The sequence below is a fragment of the Pseudomonas sp. NY15435 genome, assembly GCF_048068295.1.
GTDB lineage: Bacteria > Pseudomonadota > Gammaproteobacteria > Pseudomonadales > Pseudomonadaceae > Pseudomonas.
Genome location: NZ_JBLUQA010000002.1, coordinates 528,094 through 547,581, shown reverse-complemented (window position 1 = coordinate 547,581; position 19,488 = coordinate 528,094). Strand labels below are relative to the sequence as shown.

At 63.1% G+C, this 19,488-nt stretch carries 18 protein-coding genes; 6 read left to right on the top strand and 12 right to left on the bottom strand.

Going from position 1 to position 19,488, the window contains the following annotated elements; genetic code table 11:
- Positions 1 to 218: 218 nt before the first annotated feature.
- The gene (gene rpsI / locus ACNFH5_RS06675; protein WP_416744866.1) at positions 219 to 611 is read right to left on the bottom strand and encodes a 30S ribosomal protein S9; all 393 of its coding nucleotides are present in this window, start codon (positions 609 to 611) and stop codon (positions 219 to 221) included.
- Between the two features lie 14 nt (positions 612 to 625).
- Positions 626 to 1,054, bottom strand: coding sequence for a 50S ribosomal protein L13 (gene rplM / locus ACNFH5_RS06670; protein WP_015475857.1), 429 nt, complete (start codon positions 1,052 to 1,054; stop codon positions 626 to 628).
- Positions 1,055 to 1,300: 246 nt separating this feature from the next.
- Between rplM and ACNFH5_RS06665 the strand changes: the two genes are divergently transcribed.
- Positions 1,301 to 2,338, top strand: coding sequence for an NADP(H)-dependent aldo-keto reductase (locus tag ACNFH5_RS06665; RefSeq protein ID WP_416744865.1), 1,038 nt, complete (start codon positions 1,301 to 1,303; stop codon positions 2,336 to 2,338).
- A 112-nt stretch (positions 2,339 to 2,450) separates the two neighbouring features.
- Here the strand turns inward: ACNFH5_RS06665 and ACNFH5_RS06660 are convergent, their stop codons facing one another.
- Positions 2,451 to 3,596, bottom strand: coding sequence for an acyl-CoA dehydrogenase family protein (locus ACNFH5_RS06660; protein WP_416744864.1), 1,146 nt, complete (start codon positions 3,594 to 3,596; stop codon positions 2,451 to 2,453).
- Positions 3,597 to 3,848: 252 nt separating this feature from the next.
- On the opposite strand from ACNFH5_RS06660, the gene ACNFH5_RS06655 reads away from it, so the two are divergent.
- Together ACNFH5_RS06655 and ACNFH5_RS06650 are read left to right on the top strand one after the other, a co-directional pair.
- Positions 3,849 to 4,748, top strand: coding sequence for a GlxA family transcriptional regulator (locus ACNFH5_RS06655; RefSeq protein ID WP_416744970.1), 900 nt, complete (start codon positions 3,849 to 3,851; stop codon positions 4,746 to 4,748).
- Between the two features lie 91 nt (positions 4,749 to 4,839).
- Complete coding sequence (locus ACNFH5_RS06650; RefSeq protein WP_416744863.1) at positions 4,840 to 5,805, top strand: hypothetical protein; 966 nt, start codon at positions 4,840 to 4,842, stop codon at positions 5,803 to 5,805.
- Between the two features lie 142 nt (positions 5,806 to 5,947).
- Here ACNFH5_RS06650 and zapE read toward each other — a convergent pair whose 3' ends face one another.
- The 3 genes from zapE to ACNFH5_RS06635 form a co-directional block, all read right to left on the bottom strand.
- Positions 5,948 to 7,042, bottom strand: coding sequence for a cell division protein ZapE (gene zapE / locus ACNFH5_RS06645; RefSeq protein ID WP_416744862.1), 1,095 nt, complete (start codon positions 7,040 to 7,042; stop codon positions 5,948 to 5,950).
- 94 nt (positions 7,043 to 7,136) lie between these two features.
- The gene (locus ACNFH5_RS06640; protein ID WP_416744861.1) at positions 7,137 to 8,477 is read right to left on the bottom strand and encodes a tryptophan--tRNA ligase; all 1,341 of its coding nucleotides are present in this window, start codon (positions 8,475 to 8,477) and stop codon (positions 7,137 to 7,139) included.
- A gap of 60 nt (positions 8,478 to 8,537) precedes the next feature.
- A complete protein-coding gene (locus ACNFH5_RS06635; protein WP_416744860.1) occupies positions 8,538 to 9,164 on the bottom strand; it encodes an alpha/beta hydrolase in 627 nt (208 codons plus the stop codon).
- Positions 9,165 to 9,303: 139 nt separating this feature from the next.
- Between ACNFH5_RS06635 and ACNFH5_RS06630 the strand changes: the two genes are divergently transcribed.
- The gene (locus tag ACNFH5_RS06630; RefSeq protein ID WP_045209602.1) at positions 9,304 to 9,744 is read left to right on the top strand and encodes a YhcB family protein; all 441 of its coding nucleotides are present in this window, start codon (positions 9,304 to 9,306) and stop codon (positions 9,742 to 9,744) included.
- An 86-nt stretch (positions 9,745 to 9,830) separates the two neighbouring features.
- On the opposite strand, the gene ACNFH5_RS06625 is transcribed toward ACNFH5_RS06630, so the two are convergent.
- The 3 genes from ACNFH5_RS06625 to cysD all read right to left on the bottom strand — a co-directional run bounded on the left by ACNFH5_RS06625 (position 9,831) and on the right by cysD (position 13,291).
- Positions 9,831 to 10,307, bottom strand: a complete 477-nt coding sequence (locus tag ACNFH5_RS06625) for an REP-associated tyrosine transposase (protein ID WP_416744859.1) — start codon at positions 10,305 to 10,307, stop codon at positions 9,831 to 9,833.
- A 152-nt stretch (positions 10,308 to 10,459) separates the two neighbouring features.
- Positions 10,460 to 12,361 carry a sulfate adenylyltransferase subunit CysN gene (cysN, locus tag ACNFH5_RS06620; protein WP_416744858.1) on the bottom strand — a complete coding sequence of 634 codons (1,902 nt, stop codon included), beginning with the start codon at positions 12,359 to 12,361 and terminating at the stop codon, positions 10,460 to 10,462.
- Between the two features lie 12 nt (positions 12,362 to 12,373).
- Positions 12,374 to 13,291: a sulfate adenylyltransferase subunit CysD gene (gene cysD / locus ACNFH5_RS06615; protein WP_236174420.1), complete on the bottom strand. Its 918-nt coding sequence runs from the start codon at positions 13,289 to 13,291 to the stop codon at positions 12,374 to 12,376.
- A 335-nt stretch (positions 13,292 to 13,626) separates the two neighbouring features.
- Between cysD and mltB the strand changes: the two genes are divergently transcribed.
- A complete protein-coding gene (gene mltB / locus ACNFH5_RS06610) occupies positions 13,627 to 14,724 on the top strand; it encodes a lytic murein transglycosylase B (protein WP_416744857.1) in 1,098 nt (365 codons plus the stop codon).
- Between the two features lie 189 nt (positions 14,725 to 14,913).
- On the opposite strand, the gene ACNFH5_RS06605 is transcribed toward mltB, so the two are convergent.
- Positions 14,914 to 15,672, bottom strand: coding sequence for a Nif3-like dinuclear metal center hexameric protein (locus ACNFH5_RS06605; RefSeq protein ID WP_416744856.1), 759 nt, complete (start codon positions 15,670 to 15,672; stop codon positions 14,914 to 14,916).
- A gap of 113 nt (positions 15,673 to 15,785) precedes the next feature.
- Here ACNFH5_RS06605 and algW point away from each other — a divergent pair, with 113 nt between their 5' ends.
- Complete coding sequence (algW, locus tag ACNFH5_RS06600) at positions 15,786 to 16,934, top strand: Do family serine endopeptidase AlgW (protein ID WP_218435693.1); 1,149 nt, start codon at positions 15,786 to 15,788, stop codon at positions 16,932 to 16,934.
- A gap of 69 nt (positions 16,935 to 17,003) precedes the next feature.
- Here the strand turns inward: algW and hisC are convergent, their stop codons facing one another.
- Both hisC and hisD read right to left on the bottom strand, forming a co-directional pair.
- A complete protein-coding gene (gene hisC / locus ACNFH5_RS06595; RefSeq protein ID WP_416744855.1) occupies positions 17,004 to 18,059 on the bottom strand; it encodes a histidinol-phosphate transaminase in 1,056 nt (351 codons plus the stop codon).
- A 3-nt stretch (positions 18,060 to 18,062) separates the two neighbouring features.
- Positions 18,063 to 19,379: a histidinol dehydrogenase gene (hisD, locus tag ACNFH5_RS06590; RefSeq protein ID WP_416744854.1), complete on the bottom strand. Its 1,317-nt coding sequence runs from the start codon at positions 19,377 to 19,379 to the stop codon at positions 18,063 to 18,065.
- Positions 19,380 to 19,488 lie beyond the last annotated feature (109 nt).

Genomic DNA, 19,488 nt, shown 5'->3' with positions numbered 1-19,488 from the left:
CAAATCAGGCTTTTAAGTAAAAATTCGAGCCGCGCAAAAAATTCGCCAAATGGTAAAGAAAAGCCCTTGTGATGACAAGGTAATAGCCTGTTACGCAACCCCTGAAACCCTTGCGCCGCGCGGCTTGCGCGGATGCGACACCTTGCCGCACGAACTTATTGAAGACATAAAAAAACGCCCAGTCCAAAGGATCTGGGCGTTTTTTTCGAAGCGTCGTATTAACGCTTGGAGTACTGCGGACGCTTACGCGCTTTACGCAGACCGACTTTCTTACGTTCAACTTCGCGGGCGTCGCGAGTGACGTAGCCGGCTTTACGCAGCGAGCTGCGCAGGGTCTCGTCGTACTCGATCAGAGCGCGGGTGATACCGTGACGGATCGCACCAGCTTGACCGCTTACGCCACCGCCAACGACGGTTACGTAGATATCGAACTTCTCGGTGTTCTCGGTCAGCTCGAGCGGCTGACGGACAACCATGCGAGCGGTCTCACGACCGAAGAACTGCTCGATAGTGCGATTGTTGATGGAGATTTTGCCAGTGCCCGGACGCAGGAAGACGCGAGCGGTAGCGGTCTTACGACGGCCAGTGCCGTAATTTTGAGTCGCCGACATAATGAGCTATCCCGTTAAATCTTCAGTTCTTGAGGCTGCTGAGCGGTGTGCGGGTGATTGGCACCCTTGTACACTTTCAGCTTGCGGTACATGTCGCGGCCCAGCGGGTTCTTCGGCAGCATGCCTTTGACGGCAGTCTCGATAACGCGCTCAGGAGCCTTGGCGATCAGCTTCTCGAAGTTGATCGACTTGATACCGCCCGGGAAGCCCGAGTGATGGTAGTACATCTTGTCGGTAGCTTTGGCGCCAGTGACACGAACCTGCTCGGCGTTGATGACGACGATGTAGTCGCCGGTATCAACGTGCGGGGTGTATTCCGGCTTGTGCTTGCCGCGCAGGCGGGTAGCAATCTCGGTAGCCAGACGACCCAGGGTCAGGCCAGCAGCGTCGACGACGAACCAGTCGCGCTTAACAGTTTCTGGTTTCGCGGTATAAGTTTTCATTCGTTATAGCCTCAGGGGCCGCCTGAAAATAAGACGGCGAATCTTACTGGACAGTGGTTGCCTTGACAAGTCAAGGACAGCCGAAGACAGACACGAATTGGGGCTCGGGTCGGTGTGCGTCCGTAACGACTAGATGTATCAATCGGCAGGCTTTGGCATCCCCCACCGATGAAAGGCTGCGGAATTATGCAGATTCCGGCAGAATTTTCAACTGTATGACGCACTTGTTTTCATGAGGAGACCCGCATGGAGTACCGCCCGCTCGGCCGCACCGAACTGAAAGTCAGCTCCCTCTGCCTGGGGACCATGACCTGGGGCGAGCAGAACACCCAGGACGAAGCCTTCGCCCAAATCGAACGGGCCAAGGCCGCCGGTCTGAATTTCATCGATACCGCCGAGATGTACCCGGTGCCGCCGCGCGCGGAAACCTACACCCGCACCGAACAGATCATCGGCAACTGGTTCGCCCAGCGCGGCGATCGCGCCGACTGGGTGCTCGCCAGCAAGATCGCCGGCCCCGGCAACTCCATCAGCCACATCCGCGACGGCCAGCCGAAGCTCGACCGCAAAAACATCGTCGCGGCGCTGAACGGCAGCCTGAAGCGCTTGCAGACCGACTGGATCGACCTTTACCAGTTGCATTGGCCCGAGCGCAGCACCAACTTCTTCGGCCAGCTGGGCTACCAGCACAAGGAAGAAAGCTTCACGGCGCTGGAAGACACCCTGGAAGCGCTCGACGAGCAGGTTCGCGCCGGCAAGATCCGCCATGTCGGCCTGTCCAACGAGACGCCCTGGGGCACCATGCGCTTCCTGCAGATCGCCCAGGAGCGCGGCTGGCCGCGTGCGGTGTCGATCCAGAATCCCTACAACCTGCTCAACCGCAGCTTCGAGGTGGGCCTGGCAGAAATCGCCATCCGCGAACAGATTGGCCTGCTGGCGTACTCGCCGCTGGCCTTCGGCATGCTCTCGGGCAAGTACTTCGGCGGCGCGCGCCCGGCCAACGCACGAATCACGCTGTTCAGCCGCTTCACTCGCTACACCAACCCGCAGACCGCCCGCGCCTGCGACCGCTACGTGAACCTGGCCCGCGAGCACGGCCTGGACCCGGCGCAGATGGCCCTGGCCTTCGTCACCAGCCGGCCATTCGTGACCAGCAATATCATCGGCGCGACCAACCTCGAGCAGCTGGAAGCCAATCTCGGCAGCCTCAAGCTGAAGCTCTCCGACGAGGTGCTGGCCGGCATCGAGGCGATCCACAAGGACCAGCCGAACCCGGCGCCGTAGCGCTTTGCTCTCTTTGCTCTCGTAGGAGCGAGCTTGCTCGCGAACGATCCAGCGCTGGATTTCCCGGCGGAACCTGTTCGCGAGCAAGCTCGCCCCTACAGGGGTAGCTCGATCACAAAGCCCTGGCGATGATCTCCTTCATGATCTCGTTGGTGCCGGCGTAGATGCGCTGCACGCGCGCATCGGCCCAGGCACGGGCGATCGGGTACTCCCACATGAAGCCGTAGCCGCCGTGCAGTTGCACGCACTCATCGAGCACCTTGCATTGCAGGTCGGTGGTCCAGTACTTGGCCATCGCCGCGGTCGGTACGTCGAGCTTGCCCTCCAGGTGCTGCTCCAGGCAGCGATCAACAAAGACACGGCCGACCTGGATCTCGGTGGCCATTTCCGCGAGCTTGAAGCGAGTGTTCTGGAAATCTGCGACGGACTTTCCGAAGGCCTTGCGGTCACGGGTGTAGTCCAATGTCCATTTCAGCGCCGCCTCGGCCGAGGCCAGCGCGCCGAGGGCGACGGTCAGGCGCTCCTGGGGCAGTTCCTGCATCAGATAGATGAAGCCCTGCCCGTCCTTGCCCAGCAGGTTTTCCTTGGGGATGCGCACGTCCTGGAAGAATAGTTCGGAAGTGTCCTGCGCCTTCATACCGACCTTTTCCAGACGCTTGCCCTTGCTGAAGCCCGGCGTGCCCGCTTCCACCAGGAACAGGCTGGTGCCCTTGGCCCCGGCCTTGGGATCGGTCTTGGCGACCACGATCACCAGATCGGCCAGCCAGCCGTTGGTGATGAAGGTCTTCGATCCGTTGATCACGTACTCGTCGCCATCCAGCACGGCAGTGGTCTTCACGCCCTGCAGGTCGGAGCCGGCGCCCGGCTCGGTCATGGCGATAGCCGAAACCATCTCGCCGGAAATCAGCTTGGGCAGGTAGCGCTGCTTCAGCTCTTCGCTGCCGTAGTGAAGGATGTAGGGCGCAACGATGTCCGAATGCAGCGAGAAGCCGATGCCGGTCAGGCCCAGGCGACCGATCTCCTCGATCACCACGGCGCTGTAGAGGAAATCAGCCGCCATGCCGCCGTAGGCCTCGGGCAGGTGCGAGCAGAGCATTCCGGCCTCGCCGGCCTTGTTCCACAGCTGACGGTCGACATGACCGTCCTTTTCCCACTGGGCGTGGAAGGGCACCGCCTCCTGTTCGAGGAACTTGCGGACGCTGTCGCGGAACAGCTCGTGGTCGGAACTGAACAGGGTTCTCGGAATCATGCGGTGCACCTGCGGATCGGTTGTAGGAATTATTGGAAGGCCGACTGTAGGCCAGCACGAACCGCTCTGCACTGGACACTTTCGCCAAAAAATAAGACGATCCAGCCGCATCATGACCGCTTTAGCGTCATGCAAAGACATCCATAAGAAGTACAAGAACCGATGCCCAACCCAGCTTCCCGCGTGCTGCGCCGCGTCAGCATCCTCGCCACCCATGGCGTGTTCGGCTCCACCCTGATGCAGGCCAAGGACTTCTTCCACATGGCCGCCCTGCGCCATGGCCGCCAGCAGGGCCTCGGCCTACAGCCCAGCTTCGAGACCCGCATCGTCAGCCCCGACGGCCAGCCGGTGACGAGTTTCAGCGGCGACCTCCTGCCGGTACACGGCGCCCTGGACGAACCGGAGCTGATCATCCTCCCCGCCTTCTGGGGCGACTTCGACGAACTGCTGACCCTCTACCCACAGGTAACGGCCTGGCTGCGCGAGCGTCATACCGCCGGCTGCGTGCTATGCGGTGAAGTCTCGGGTGTGTTCTGGCTCGCCGAAGCGGGTCTGCTGGACGGCAAGGAAGCCACCACCTATTGGCGCTTCTTCCGCGAGTTCGCCGAGCGCTACCCCAAGGTGCTGCTCAACCAGGACAAGCACATTGCCGACGCTGACAACATCTACAGCGCCGGCGGCCTCACCTCGGTGCGCGACCTGTACATCTACCTGATCGAACATTTCTGCGGCGCCGCTGTGGCTCAGGGCGTAGCCCGCGACATCCTCTACGAGGTGCAACGCACCTACACGCCCGGCCGACTGGGTTTCGGCGGACAGAAACTGCACCACGACCCGGCGATTCTGCAGATCCAGCACTGGCTGGAGGAGCACTTCTCCGACAAGTTCCGCTTCGAGGATGTGGCCCGCGAACACGGCATGAGCATCCGCAACTTCATGCGGCGCTTCCAGGCGGCCACCGGCGACAAGCCGCTGCACTACCTGCAGCGACTGCGCATCGAGACTGCGCGCAACCTGTTGTCGACCAGCCGCAAGAGCATCAAGACCATCAGCTACGAAGTCGGCTACGACGACGCCAGCTTTTTCGCTCGACTTTTCCGCCAGCACACCGGGCTGTCGCCGAATCATTACCGGCGCCAATACGAACAGAAGGAAGCCTGAAACAGGCCATCCCTAGGATGGGTTCACGGACTCGGGAGCGGCCCTATGATCGGGGTAGCTTCCGACAACAAGAACTTCACGGGATATCGCCATGCGCCGCTTTCTGCTTGCCCTCCTGACCGTCTTCAGCCTCAACGCTGTGGCGGACGACAGCTGGAAACCCTTCCCCTACGACCAGAGCGCCTTCAATTACAGCGGCGACAAGTTGCGCGAGGCCTGGCCGCGCCTGACCCGCGGCTTCGGCACCAACTATCCCTTCCCCGATGCGGACTGGGTGGTCACCATGGCCACGAAGCATCCCGAAGCTCTCGAGAAGACGGTCGCAGCCGGCACCGGCTTCAGCGGCAAGCCGGAAGAGGCGCAGGTCTACGCCGAGAAGCTGCAAGACGTGTGGCGCAAGGTGTTTCGCGGCGACTTCGCCCAGGCCAAGAAGGACGGCCTGGCGCTGGGCGTCGGCGGACAAGTGCCCGGCATGTTCGCCCAGGTGCTCTACGCCATGTTCCTCGCGCCGAACCAGGAGGAGAAGCAGCGCCTGCTGGAAGAAGTGATCAGCTACACCGACGACGCCGGCCCGCTGCTCAACGCCGACCCCATTGCCCAATTCGGCCGCGCCTACGCCAAGGCGCGCCTGGCCGAAGACCTGCCGGTGCCGGTGGTGCTCAAGCGCGGCTATACCAGCGAGATCCCCAAGGAGCTGGACGCCCTGCTGGCCAAGCAGCCGAACCAGCCCTTTGCCCTGGCGCTCTACGGCGGCTATGAAGCCGGCGTGATCCGCAAGGTCGGCAAGCTGGTAGGCAAGATGACCTACGGGGTGAGCGCGGACAAGATGGAGCAGTACTTCGCCCGCTCCTTCCGCGCCGCCGACGACCTGCCCATCGGCCACTACGAATACGCCAATGCGCTGGCCTACGTGTACGGCGAAGATGAAGAGCAGAAAGCTCTGGAGCAGTTGAAGAAAGCAGTGGCAATCAAGCCGATCAACGCTATGGAGGCGCTGGAAATTGCCCACGCCCAGCAATTGCTGAAGAAGGCGCAGCAGGAAATGGCCCAACGCTGATTCTTGATGTGCAGGAACGAGCTTGCTCGCGAACCGCCCAGCTATTGAGCCGCCGACAAAAGATTCGCGAGCAAGCTCGCTCCTACAAAGAGCCAAAACGAAAAAGGCTGCCCGAGGGCAGCCTTTTTTATTCGCCGAACCGTCAGGGACGGTGTGGGCGGCTCAGGTATTCGTGGGACTGCATTTCCAGCAGACGGCTCAGGGTGCGCTGGAACTCGAACTCCAGGCGGCCGCCGGTGTACAGGTCTTTGAGCTCGACCTCGGCGGAGAGGATCAGCTTGACGTTGCGGTCGTAGAACTCGTCCACCAGGTTGATGAAGCGGCGAGCCATATCGTCCTTGGTCACGCCCATCTGCTCGACATTGGAGATCAGGATGGCGTGGAAGATCTTCGCCAGCTCGATGTAATCGTTCTGGCTGCGCGGGCCGTCGCACAGCTCGCGGAACTCGAACCAGGCCACGTCATCGCAGGTGATGCGCGCGCGGATTTCGCGGTTCTCGATCATCAGCGCGTCATCGCGGGTGGCAGCGGCACACTCCGGGGTCAGCGCCTTGAAGTCGCGGGTCATGGCCTGCTCGGCCTGCTCGGACAGCGGCCAGTGGTACAGCTCGGCCTGTTCCAGGGCGCGCAGGCGATAGTCTACGCCGCTGTCGACGTTGACCACTTCGGTGTGCTGCTTGACCAGGGCGATGGCCGGCAGGAAGCGGGCGCGCTGCAGGCCGTCCTTGTACAGGCCGTCCGGCACGATGTTGGAGGTTGCCACCAGGCTGACGCCGTTCTTGAACAGTTCTTCCAGCAGGGTCGCGAGGATCATCGCGTCGGTGATGTCGGAGACGAAGAACTCGTCGAAGCAGATCACCCGGGCCTCGTCGGCGAAACGCTTGCCGATGATGGTCAGCGGGTTCTTCTCACCCTTGAGGGTCTTCATTTCCTCGTGGACGCGCTTCATGAAGCGGTGGAAGTGCGTGCGCATCTTCTGCTTGAAGGGCAGCGCCTCGAAGAAGGTATCCACCAGGTAGGTCTTGCCACGGCCGACGCCGCCCCAGAAGTACAGGCCCTTCACCGGCTCCTGGGTCTTCTTGCCCAGCAGCTTGCCGAACAGGCCAGTCTTGCCTTTATCAGCGGCGACCAGGTCGTCGTAGAGGCGTTGCAGATGCTTCACGGCGTTCGCTTGCGCGGCGTCGTGGAAGAAGTCGGGGCGTTTGAGGTCTTCCTGGTAGCGCTGAAGAGGCGTCATGATCGGTAGCAAGGCAACGAAAACGGGGGCGCACACTTTAGCGGCGCCCCCGTTTCTTGGCAATTGGCCGGTAGTCGGACCGGCCTGCTGCACCTCACTCCTGCGGAGCGAGAGCCTCGTGCAGACGCTGCATGGCAGCGTCGCGCTCCGCGTCGGTGGAGAACTCCGGGCTGTACGCCACGGCTTCGCCATCCAGGCGCACGCTGAAGGTGTTCAGCTCGGCGTGCAGGTCCAGTTCCTCGGACTGCAGGCGCTTGGTCACCTGGCCGGCAGCCTTGCCATCGGCGAAGGCGATGGAAAGCAGCAGTTGCTCACCGGCGGCGTCCAGCAGGCGGAAGCGGAAGCCGTCGTCCTCGCGGAAGCTGACGAAACGCGCAGCCTTAGCCGCCTTTTTCTTGCCTTCGCTGGCCACCTGCACCTGCTCGCGGAACGACCGCAGACCGACGGCCTCGCGCAGTTCGCCGAGGAACGGAGTGGCGATGCGGCGAGCCTTGGCGGCACCGGCCAGGAGGATGTCCTCCAGGTCAGCCGGGCGGGTGATCAGCGCGTGGTAGCGCTCGCGGGCCTCGCCCAGCTCGTTGTCGAGCAGATCGAACAGGCGCTGCTTGGCTTCGCCCCAAGCCAGGCCACCGAGCAGTTCAGCGCGGAACGCGGCCTGTTGCTCGTGGGTGGAGAAGGCCTGATAGAGGGTGAACAGGTGCGAGTTATCTGGATCTTTCGGCTCGCCCGGCGCACGGGAGTCAGTGACGATGCGCGCGACAGCGTCCTTGAGCTGCTTGGCAGTGCCGAACAGCGGAATGGTGTTGTCGTAGCTCTTGGACATCTTGCGACCGTCCAGGCCCGGCAGGGTCGCCACGTCTTCCTCGATCACCACTTCCGGCAGGGTGAACAGCTCCTTGCCGTTGCCGAACAGGTGGTTGAAGCGCTGGCCGATGTCGCGGGCCATTTCCACGTGCTGGATCTGGTCGCGGCCGACCGGCACCTTGTGGGCGTTGAACATCAGGATGTCCGCGGCCATCAGCACCGGGTAGCTGTACAGGCCCATGGTGACGCCGGCATCCGGGTCTTCGCCGGCCTCGACATTCTTGTCCACCGAAGCCTTGTAGGCGTGGGCGCGGTTGAGCAGGCCCTTGGCGCTGACGCAGGTGAGCAGCCAGGTCAATTCGGGGATTTCGGGAATATCGGACTGGCGATAGAAAGTCGCCTTGTCCGCATCCAGGCCGCAGGCCAGCCAGGTGGCGGCGATTTCCAGGCGTGAACGCTGGATGCGCGTCGGATCATCACATTTGATCAGCGCGTGGTAGTCGGCCAGGAAGTAGAAGGAATCTGCCTGCGGATCGCGGCTGGCGACGATGGCCGGGCGGATGGCGCCGGCGTAGTTGCCCAGGTGCGGAGTACCGGTGGTGGTGATGCCGGTCAGGATACGGGTCGTCATGGGAATCCAGGAATCAACACAAATGAAATGGCGGGCCGGATGGTAACGCGGCTTGGCGGCCTAGGCGAGCCGGGCCTGAATCAGGTCCTTGAGCTCGATCAGCTTGCCGTGGAAGAAATGACTGCACTCGGGGATGCGGATCAGTTCGTGGGGCTTGGTCAGCTCGGCGCTCCAGGCGTAGACGCGCTCGGGCGTCACCACTTCATCTGCCTCCGGCTGAATCACCGTGAGCGGGCAGCGCTCGGGCAGTTCGACATCGAAGCGCTCCACTGGCGGCGCCAGCATGAACAGTTGCGCCAGCGCCGCGCCCTCCTCTTCCAGGCGCTGGGCAGCATTACCGGCCACGCAGGAACCGAAGGAAAAGCCCATCAGCGTCAGCGGCAGTCCCGGATGCTGACCGGCAAGCCAGCGCGCGGCGGCCAGCGCGTCGTCGATCTCGCCACGGCCTTCGGCATAACTGCCGGCGCTCTGACCCACGCCACGAAAATTGAAACGCAGAGTGGCGTATTCTGCATCCCGTGCGGCGCGCTGCAGGGTGGCGACCACTTTGTTCTGCATGGTGCCGGCAAACAGCGGGTGCGGATGACAGATCAGCGCGACGCCTTTCGCATCAGGCGCGGCGAGGTGCAGGGCTTCCAGCTGGCCTTCGGGGCCATCGAGGAACAGGGGGATTTCGCGGGTGGTCAAACAACAGCTCCGTGACCCCGTGGCGGGTCGTCTCGTCTAGCTCAATACCTGCGCAGGCGGCGAAGCGTTCGCCACGGTATACAAGCACAGGTGCAAGCCGCTAACGTAAAGCAAAGCCGTCTATAGAGGAAGGATTCGCGTGGAACAGTCCCTCACCACCTGGTTGCTGCCGCTACTCGCCCTGATCGTCGGGGTCGGCATCGGCTTTCTGATCGCCCGTCTGCTGCCCAACGCCGCGCCCAACAAGCTGCAGCGTCAGGTGGACGACATGCAGGATCGTTTCGATAGCTACCAGCGCGAAGTGGTGACCCACTTCAGCACCTCCGCCAGCCTGATGAAGAAGCTCACCCAGAGCTATCAGGATGTGCAGGAACACCTGTCCGAAGGCGCCGAGCGCCTGGCCCTGGACGAGCAGACCAAGCAGCGCCTGCTGGCTGCCCTGCATGCCGACGAATACCCAGAGCGCCGCGAGCGCCTGACTCCGCCGGCGAACAACGAAGCGCCGCGCGACTACGCGCCCAAGACCGGCGACGGCCCGGGCACGCTGGACGAGACCTACGGGCTGAAAAGCAAGTACTGAGCCCTGCCCCGAAGCCCCGCAATAGCGGGGCTTTTTCATGGAGTGCCACGCTGCTCGCGTAGGAGCGGACCTTGTCCGCGAAATCCTCACAACCACGCCGCATCCCAAAAGGAATACTCCCTCACCGTTCTGACCAATCCTGCACGCAACGGATTACTCACGACATAACGTGCAACCGCGACCAAGTCCTCCTCCCGGCGCAATGTCCGATCATGAAATGCTCGTGTCCAAACAGCGCCCTCCCATCCAACCGACCGGCGAATTTGGCGTGCACTGACGGCCTTCATACGCCCCACCGACTTGGCCAAGTCCTCGCCTTCACCAAGCTCTAGCAGCCAGTGAACATGGTCCGGCATCAATACCCACGCGAGCAGCCTGTTCCGCCCGATCACAGAGCTCCGCGTAAAAGTCGACGAAGCAACGCAGGCCGTCTTGAAGTCTGCGAATAGCGGAACGCGCTGCTCCGTGGTCGTGGTCAGCAGATAGACATAGCCGGGGATGGACGAACGGCCTTTGCGCAGAGCATGGTGGCCTGGGAGTTCAGGAAAAGCGGGGCGGGACATAGCCGGACATCCTGGAGTGGGATGGACGGATTTCGCGGACAAGGTCCGCTCCTACGGAAGCAGACAGCTCTGTAATAAACGTAAGGAGCGGCGAGAATTGGAAAAGAAAAAGCCCCGCCTAGGCGGGGCTTTTTCTTTTCAGCGCTGTGCGATCAGATCGCGCCGCGCTGGCGAAGCAGGTCGAGGACTGCCTTGACGCCCTCTTCCACCGACTGGCTCTGGGTGTCGATCACCAGATCGGCATCCAGCGGCACGTCGAACGGGAAGGACTCGCCCGGGATGTTGTCCTGACCGGCGGCGTACAAGCCCTGCGGGTCGCGTTCACGGCAAACCTGCGGGGAGGCCTGGACGTACACGGTGACCAGGCGCTCGGCGCCAATCAGCGATTTGGCGCGCTCACGACCTTCGGCGCTAGGGGCCACGAAGGCACACAGGCTGATCAGGCCAGCCTCGTTGAACTGCCTGGCCACATGGGCGGTGCGCAGCCAGTTCTCGGTGCGACCGGCGCGGTCCTGCGGCAAGCCCTTGTTCAGGTCGTGACGCAGGTTCTGGCCATCCAGCACATAGACCGCACGGCCCATGTCGAACAGCTTGCGCTCCACCGCGTAGGCCAGGGTGCTCTTGCCCGCCCCGGAAAGCCCGCTGAACAATACGGTGGCCGGTTGCTGGCCGAAACGTGCTGCGCGCTCCTCCCGAGCTACATGGGCATTTGCACCGTGGTGTACGGCGGTGCCATGGCTCGATTGCGGAGCGGCGATGATCATGCCGGCACCGACGGTGCCGTTGGTCAGGCGGTCGACCACGATGAAGGCACCAGTGGTGCGATTCTGTTCGTAGCCGTCCAGCGCAATCGGAGCATCCAGGCTGACCTTCACGCGGGCGATCTCGTTGAGCTTGAGTTCGCTGGCGGCGGTCTCTTCCAGGGTGTTCACGTCCACCTTGTGGGTGATGCTCGGAATCGAGCCCGGCACATAGCTGGTGGCACGCTTGATGTCGTACTTCTTGCCCGGCAGCATCGGCTCTTCAGCCATCCACACCAGCATGGCATCGAAGCCGTCGGTCACCTGCGGACGGTTGTCGGCATGCACCAGCATGTCGCCGCGGGAGACGTCGATCTCGTCTTCCAGGGTCAGGGTGACGGCCTGGCCCGGGCCGGCCTGCTCCAACTCGCCCTCGAAGGTGACGATGGACTTGACCTTGCTGCCCTTGCCCGACGGCAGGGCCACGACTTCGTCACCCTTGCGCACGATGCCGCTCGCCAGGGTGCCGGCGAAGCCACGGAAGTTCAGGTTCGGACGGTTGACGTACTGCACCGGGAAGCGCATGTCGTCGAGGTTGCGGTCGCCCGCGACTTCCACGGTCTCGAGAATTTCCATCAGCGACTGGCCGGTGTACCACGGCGAGCGCTCGGACTTGTTGACCACGTTGTCGCCCTTCAGCGCCGACATCGGCACGAAGTGCAGGGAGTTGGTCTTGAGGTTGATCTTCTCGGCGAACTGCAGGTAGTCGGCCTTGATCTGCTCGAAGACGCCCTCATCGAAACCCTTGAGGTCCATCTTGTTGATGGCGACGACGATGTGCTTGATGCCCAGCAGCGAGGCAATGAAGCTGTGCCGGCGGGTCTGGGTCTGCACGCCATAGCGGGCGTCGATCAGGATGATGGCCAGGTCGCAGGTGGACGCGCCAGTGGCCATGTTGCGGGTGTACTGCTCATGGCCGGGGGTGTCGGCGATGATGAACTTGCGCTTGGAGGTGCTGAAGTAGCGGTACGCCACGTCGATGGTGATGCCCTGCTCACGCTCGGCCTGCAGGCCATCCACCAGCAGCGCCAGGTCGACGTCGTCGCCGGTGGTGCCGACTTTCTTGGAATCCTTGGTGATGGCCTCGAGGTGGTCCTCGTAGATCATCTTGGAGTCGTGCAGCAGGCGCCCGATCAGGGTGCTCTTGCCGTCGTCGACGTTGCCGCAGGTCAGGAAGCGCAGGAGTTCCTTGCGCTCGTGCTGGGCCAGGTAGGCGAGGATGTCCTCGCTGATCAGATCGGATTGATGCGACATGGTGCGAGAACCTTAGAAGTAGCCCTGACGTTTCTTTTCTTCCATCGAACCGGCGGCGTCGTGGTCGATGACCCGGCCCTGGCGTTCGGAAGTCCGCGTCAGCAGCATTTCCTGGATGATTTCCGGCAGCGAAGTAGCGGTGGACTCTACCGCGCCGGTCAGCGGGTAGCAGCCCAGGGTGCGGAAGCGCACCATCTTCTTCTGGATACTGGCCTTCTGCTCGGGCGTGAGGTGCTCGAGGATGCGTTCGTCATCGATCATGATCAGCGCGCCGTTCATCTCGATGACTTCGCGCTCTTCGGCAAAGTACAGCGGCACGATCGGGATCTGTTCCAGGTAGATGTATTGCCAGATGTCCAGCTCGGTCCAGTTCGACAGCGGGAAGACACGGATCGACTCGCCCTTCTTCACCTTGCCGTTGTAGACGTTCCACAGTTCCGGACGCTGGTTCTTCGGGTCCCAGCGGTGCTTGCTGTCACGGAAGGAGTAGACGCGCTCCTTGGCGCGGGACTTCTCTTCGTCGCGGCGGGCGCCACCGAAAGCGGCATCGAAACCGTACTTGTCGAGGGCCTGTTTGAGGCCTTCGGTCTTCATGATGTCGGTGTGCTTGGCGCTGCCGTGGGTGAACGGGTTGATGTCCTGCGCCACGCCATCGGGGTTGATGTGGGTGATCAGGTCCAGGCCGTATTCGCTGACCATCTTCTCGCGGAAGCGGTACATCTCCTGGAATTTCCAGCGGGTGTCGACATGCATCACCGGGAAAGGCAGCTTGCCGGGGAAGAAGGCCTTGCGCGCGAGGTGAAGCATCACCGCGCTGTCCTTACCGATCGAGTACAGCATCACCGGGTTGTCGAACTCGGCGGCGACCTCGCGGATGATGTGGATGCTCTCGGCCTCCAGCTGTTTCAGATGCGTCAGTTTGTCGACCATGGCTACTCACGGAATTGCTTATGGACGGCCGGCGGGCCGTAGACGAGCGCGCACTCTATCACAGCGCAAGGCTCTAACCGGGGAGCGGGTTATACCGAAAAAATATACCGATATAGCCATACGCGCTCAGTGCGAAAGCCGGCTGCGGACAGCATCTGAAAGGCTACTCCGGGACGCTCGAACGAGACGCCCCAAGGCCCCAAACGCCATCTCGGAAATATCCTCGAGACTTTTCCTGCAACAGAGTCAGCAGCGTCCTTGAGGCGCTCCCGGCTTGTGCACGGCCGGCACTGCGCTAGCATAGCGGCACGTTTTCCTGCCCCAGAAGATCTCCCATGCGCCGCATCGTTTTCGCCCTGCCTTTGCTCGTCCTCGTCTCCGCGTGCAGCAGCAAACCGACTCCCGCTCCACAACCGGCCCAGAAGCCGAAGGCACCGACCCTGATCACCCCCAACGCCCACCCGGCGTTCGGCTCGGTACAGCCGATCACCCCGCTGCGCGGCGATTACGCGAACAACGCCAACGCCAATCGCTTCATCGACATGATGGTGAGCAAGCACGGCTTCAATCGGCAGGATCTGCATGACCTGTTTGCCCAGACGCAGGAGCTGGACTGGGTGATCCGCCTCATGGACCGCCAGGCGCCGACCTACACGCCGCCCAGCGGCCCGAACGGTGCCTGGCTGCGCTACCGGAAGAAGTTCATCACCCCGGATAACGTGCAGAAGGGTGTGCAGTTCTGGAACGAATACGAAGCCGACCTGCAGCGCGCCTCGCGCACCTACGGTGTGCCGCCGGAAATCATCGTCGGCATCATCGGCGTGGAAACCCGCTGGGGCCGCGTGATGGGCAAGACGCGGATCATCGACGCACTGGCCACCCTGTCGTTCTCCTACCCGCGTCGCGCCGAGTTCTTCAGTGGCGAACTGGAGCAGTTCCTCCTGCAGGCGCGCAACGAAGGCGACAATCCCCTGGAAATGCGCGGCTCCTATGCCGGCGCCATGGGTTACGGACAGTTCATGCCCTCCTCTTTCACCCAGTTCGCCGTGGACTTCGACGGCGACGGCCACCGCGACCTGTGGAACCCGCGCGATGCCATCGGCAGCGTGGCCAACTACTTCAAGCAACACGGCTGGGTCACCGGCGACGCGGTGGCGACCCCGGCCATCGGCCAGGCCCGCTCACTGGAAGACGGCTTCAAAACCCAATACTCGATCAGCGCGCTATCAGCCGCCGGCCTGCGCCCGCAGGGTTCGCTGGGCAACCACCAGACCGCCAGCCTGCTGCGCCTGGACATGGGCAACACCTACCAGTACTGGTACGGCCTGCCGAACTTCTACGTGATCACCCGCTACAACCACAGTACCCACTACGCCATGGCCGTGTGGGAGCTGGGCAAGGCGGTGGACCGCCAGCGCCACGGCTACCGCTGAGGCACGTACAAAAAAGCCGGCTCATTGAGCCGGCTTTTTTCATGCCTGTTTCCGGATGCGGCAGGATGATCGAGCAGCAGCCACCTTGCAGCGAACGAGGTTTCCTGCCATCTCAGCCCAGGGTGGGTTCGCGAGCAAGCTCGCTCCTACAGCCATCCCTGCAAGACCTGGCGCTGGGTCTGAACGCCATCAGGCCGGGTTCGGGCAATCGATGAACAGATGCTCGATGGCGAAGCGCTTGGCCAGGTAGTCTCCCAGCGCCTGCACGCCGTAGCGCTCGGTGGCGTGGTGGCCGGCGGCGATAAAGCTGATGCCGTTCTCCCGCGCGCTGTGCACGGTCTGCTCGGAGACTTCGCCAGTCAGGTAGGCATCGACACCAGCGGCAATCGCCTGGTCGATATAGCCCTGAGCGCCGCCGGTGCACCACGCAATGCGGCGGATTGGCTGGCCGCCATCGACCAGCAGCGGTTCGCGGCCAAGCACGTCACGCACATGGATTGCGAGATCGCTGGGCAGCATGGGCTCGGCCAGCGAGCCGACCAGCACGATGGAGCGGGGGTTGCCCGGTTCCAGCGGCCCTTCGATCTCGAAACCAAGCTGGCGACCGAGCTGCACGTTGTTGCCCACCTCGGGATGCAGGTCCAGCGGCAGGTGGTAGGCCAGCAGGCTGATGTCATGGCTCAGCAGGGTCTTCAGGCGGCGCTGCTTCATGCCCACCACGCGAGCATCCTCGCCCTTCCAGAAATAGCCGTGGTGGACCAGCACCACATCGGCGTCCGCTTCCACGGCCGCATCCAGCAGCGCCTGGCTGGCGGTGACACCGGAAACGATACGGCGCACCTGCGGGCGGCCCTCAACCTGCAGGCCGTTGGGGCAGTAATCCTGAATCTTCGCGGCGTCCAGGAAACGGTCGGCTTCCTCGACCAGCGTGCTCAGTGCGATAGCCATCGAAATTCCTCCAACATCGGCTGCGAGCGTCTATTTTCTTGGCTCGCCGCCCGTATAATGGCCGCCACCCTATCGGCCATCCCCCGGCCAAGCAACCCCAAGGATTTTCTTCGATGCTGAAGGCCCTGCGTTTCCTCGGCTGGCCCGTGCTGGTTGGCGTGCTATTGGCTCTTCTGATCATCCAGCATAACCCGCAATGGGTCGGCCTTCCGCAGCAGGAAGTGCATCTGCAACAAGCGCCATTGCTCAGCCGCCTGCAACAGGGCCCGGTCAGCTACGCCGATGCCGTGACACGCTCGTCGCCCGCCGTGGCCAACCTGTACACCACCAAGATGGTCAGCAAGCCGAACAACTCGATGCTCGACGATCCACTGTTCCGGCGCTTCTTCGGCGATAACCTGCCGCAGCAGAAACGCATGGAGTCGAGCCTGGGTTCGGCGGTGATCATGAGCCCCGAAGGCTACCTGCTGACCAATAACCACGTAACCTCCGGCGCGGACCAGATCGTCGTGGCCCTGCGTGACGGCCGCGAGACCATCGCCCGCCTGGTGGGCAGCGACCCCGAGACCGACCTCGCGGTGCTGAAGATCGACCTCAAGGACCTGCCCTCGATCATGCTCGGCCGCTCCGACGGCATCCGCACCGGCGACGTCTGCCTGGCCATCGGCAACCCCTTCGGCGTCGGCCAGACCGTCACCATGGGCATCATCAGCGCCACCGGCCGCAACCAGCTGGGCCTGAACACCTACGAAGACTTCATCCAGACCGACGCGGCGATCAACCCGGGCAACTCCGGCGGCGCGCTGGTGGACGCCAACGGCAACCTGATTGGCATCAACACCGCGATCTTCTCCAAGTCCGGCGGCTCCCAGGGCATCGGCTTCGCCATTCCGACCAAGCTGGCGCTGGAAGTCATGCAGTCGATCATCGAGCACGGCCAGGTGATCCGTGGCTGGCTCGGCGTCGAAGTGCAGCCGCTGACCCCGGAACTGGCCGAATCCTTCGACCTCAAGGACAAGGCCGGCATCGTCGTCGCCGGCGTCTACCGCGACGGCCCCGCTGCCAAGGCCGGCCTGCTGCCCGGCGACATCATCCTGAATATCGATGGCGAAGCCGCCAGCGACGGTCGCCGCTCGATGAACCAGGTCGCGCGCACCAAGCCGGGCGAGAAGATCACCATCGAAGTGCTGCGCAACGGCAAGCCGGTGACGCTCAACGCCGAAGTCGGTCTGCGCCCGCCGCCCGCCCCTAATGGCAACTGATGCCGCCCTCTTTTCCAGAGCAATGAAAAACGGCGCCCGAAGGCGCCGTTTTCTTTTGCAGCGATAGCCTTACAGCTTCATGCGCAAGGCATCCAGCAGAGCCTGATTCTGCTCCTCGGTGCCGATGCTGATGCGCAGGAACTGGTTGATCCGCTGTTGTTTGAAGTGACGCACGATGACGCCTTCTTCGCGCAGGGCGGCGGCCAGTTCGGCGCCGTCACGCTGCGGGTGGCGAGCGAAGATGAAGTTCGCCGCCGACGGCAGTACGTCGAAGCCCAGGGTCTTGAGCTCGGCCACCAGCTTCTCGCGGCTGTGGATAACCGCGTTGCAGGTCTGCTCGAAGTACGCCTGATCCTCGAACGACGCCACCGCACCGGCCAGGGCCAGACGGTCCAGCGGGTAGGAGTTGAAGCTGTTCTTCACCCGCTCCAGCGCTTCGATCAGGTCTTCATGACCAATCGCGAAGCCGACCCGCAGGCCCGCCAGGGAACGTGATTTGGACAGGGTCTGCGCCACCAGCAGGTTCGGGTAGCGGTTGACCAGGGAGATCGCGGTCTCGCCGCCGAAGTCAACGTAGGCCTCGTCCACCAGCACCACGCTGTCAGGGCTGGCCTGCAGCAGGCGCTCGATGGCGTCGAGCGGCAGCAGGCAACCGGTGGGCGCATTGGGGTTGGGGAAGATGATGCCGCCGTTCGGGCGCGCGTAATCCTCGACGCGGATCTGGAACTGCTCGTCCAGCGGCAGCGCTTCGAAGACGATGCCGTAGAGGCCGCAGTAGACCGGATAGAAGCTATAGGTCACGTCGGGGAACAGCAGCGGCTTGCCGTGCTGGAACAGCGCGTGGAAGGCATGGGCCAGGACCTCGTCCGAACCGTTGCCGACGAAGACCTGGGAGGTTTTCACGCCGTGGTACTGGGCGATGGTCTGCTTCAGGCGATCGGCGTTCGGGTCCGGATACAGGCGCAGCGTGTCGTTCAGCTCGGCCTGGATCGCGGCGACCACCTTCGGCGACGGGCCGTAGGGGTTCTCGTTGGTGTTCAGCTTGACCAGCTTGGCCAGCTTCGGCTGCTCGCCCGGAACGTAGGGCACCAGTTCCTTGACGAAGGGACTCCAGAATTTGCTCATTGATTACTCACCGTCAAGGATGCGGAATTCGGCACTGCGCGCGTGGGCGGTCAGCGACTCGCCGCGGGCCAGGATCGAAGCGGTCTTGCCCAGCTCGGAAGCACCCGGCGCGGAGCAGAAGATGATCGAGGAACGCTTCTGGAAATCGTATACGCCCAGCGGCGAGGAGAAGCGCGCAGTACCGGAAGTCGGCAGCACGTGGTTCGGCCCCGCGCAATAGTCGCCCAGCGCCTCGGCGGTATAACGGCCCATGAAGATGGCGCCGGCGTGGCGGATCTTCGGCAGCCAGCTTTCCGGGTCGGCCACCGACAGCTCCAAGTGTTCAGGGGCGATGCGGTTGGCGACCTGGCAGGCCTGTTCCTGGTCGGCGACGAGGATCAGCGCGCCACGGTTGGTCAGCGAAGTACGGATGATCTCGGCGCGCTCCATGGTCGGCAGCAGCTTCTCGATGCTGGCGGCGACTTTGTCGAGGAAAGCCGCGTCCGGGCTGACCAGGATCGACTGGGCATCCTCGTCATGCTCGGCCTGGGAGAACAGGTCCATGGCGATCCAGTCCGGATCGGTGCCGCCATCGCAGACCACGAGGATTTCCGAAGGGCCGGCGATCATGTCGATGCCGACCTGGCCGAACACGTGGCGCTTGGCGGTGGCGACGTAGATGTTGCCCGGGCCGACGATCTTGTCCACCTGCGGCACGCTCTCGGTGCCATAAGCCAGCGCGGCTACGGCCTGGGCACCACCGATGGTGAAGACGCGGTCGACGCCGGCGATACAGGCAGCGGCCAGGACGATTTCGTTGATCTCGCCACGCGGAGTCGGCACCACCATCACCACTTCGGCGACACCGGCGACCTTGGCCGGAATGGCGTTCATCAGCACGGAAGACGGATAGGACGCCTTGCCGCCGGGCACGTACAGGCCGGCGCGATCCAGCGGGGTGACCTGCTGGCCGAGCACGGTGCCATCGGCTTCGGTGTAACGCCAGGAGTCCTGCTTCTGCTTCTCGTGGTAGCTGCGCACGCGTTCGGCGGCCGTTTCCAGCGCCTCGCGCTGGGCCGGGGTGATGCGGGTCAGGGCCAGTTCCAGACGCTCGCGCGGCAGGATCAGGTCGGCCATGGTCTTGGCGTCGACGCCGTCGAAGCGCTGGGTGAACTCCACCACGGCGGCATCACCGCGCTTGCGCACATCGGCGATGATGTCCAGGACACGCTGGTTCACCGACTCGTCGGACACGCTTTCCCAGGAGAGCAGATGGTCCAGATGACGCGCGAAGTCCGGATCGGCGGCGTTGAGTCGACGGATAGCGAAGGGTGCGGTCATAGCTGGCCTCTTTAATTGGCATGATCTCGGGCGCCGCAAGACTATCAAGCCTTCCGTGCGGGCACCCGAGAAAATTTGGCTATGACACGGATAGGCTGCCGCGACCGGA

Bases quoted from the DNA above. Each gene is read 5' to 3' on its own strand.
- hisD (WP_416744854.1), bottom strand. From the start codon at position 19,379: ATGACCGCACCCTTCGCTATCCGTCGACTCAACGCCGCCGATCCGGAC.
- rplM (WP_015475857.1), bottom strand. From the start codon at position 1,054: ATGAAAACTTATACCGCGAAACCAGAAACTGTTAAGCGCGACTGGTTC.
- ACNFH5_RS06640 (WP_416744861.1), bottom strand. From the start codon at position 8,477: ATGACGACCCGTATCCTGACCGGCATCACCACCACCGGTACTCCGCAC.
- mltB (WP_416744857.1), top strand. From the start codon at position 13,627: ATGCGCCGCATCGTTTTCGCCCTGCCTTTGCTCGTCCTCGTCTCCGCG.
- rpsI (WP_416744866.1), bottom strand. From the start codon at position 611: ATGTCGGCGACTCAAAATTACGGCACTGGCCGTCGTAAGACCGCTACC.
- ACNFH5_RS06625 (WP_416744859.1), bottom strand. From the start codon at position 10,307: ATGTCCCGCCCCGCTTTTCCTGAACTCCCAGGCCACCATGCTCTGCGC.
- hisC (WP_416744855.1), bottom strand. From the start codon at position 18,059: ATGAGCAAATTCTGGAGTCCCTTCGTCAAGGAACTGGTGCCCTACGTT.
- ACNFH5_RS06605 (WP_416744856.1), bottom strand. From the start codon at position 15,672: ATGGCTATCGCACTGAGCACGCTGGTCGAGGAAGCCGACCGTTTCCTG.
- zapE (WP_416744862.1), bottom strand. From the start codon at position 7,042: ATGACGCCTCTTCAGCGCTACCAGGAAGACCTCAAACGCCCCGACTTC.
- cysD (WP_236174420.1), bottom strand. From the start codon at position 13,291: ATGGTCGACAAACTGACGCATCTGAAACAGCTGGAGGCCGAGAGCATC.
- ACNFH5_RS06650 (WP_416744863.1), top strand. From the start codon at position 4,840: ATGCGCCGCTTTCTGCTTGCCCTCCTGACCGTCTTCAGCCTCAACGCT.
- cysN (WP_416744858.1), bottom strand. From the start codon at position 12,361: ATGTCGCATCAATCCGATCTGATCAGCGAGGACATCCTCGCCTACCTG.
- ACNFH5_RS06655 (WP_416744970.1), top strand. From the start codon at position 3,849: ATGGCCGCCCTGCGCCATGGCCGCCAGCAGGGCCTCGGCCTACAGCCC.
- ACNFH5_RS06665 (WP_416744865.1), top strand. From the start codon at position 1,301: ATGGAGTACCGCCCGCTCGGCCGCACCGAACTGAAAGTCAGCTCCCTC.
- algW (WP_218435693.1), top strand. From the start codon at position 15,786: ATGCTGAAGGCCCTGCGTTTCCTCGGCTGGCCCGTGCTGGTTGGCGTG.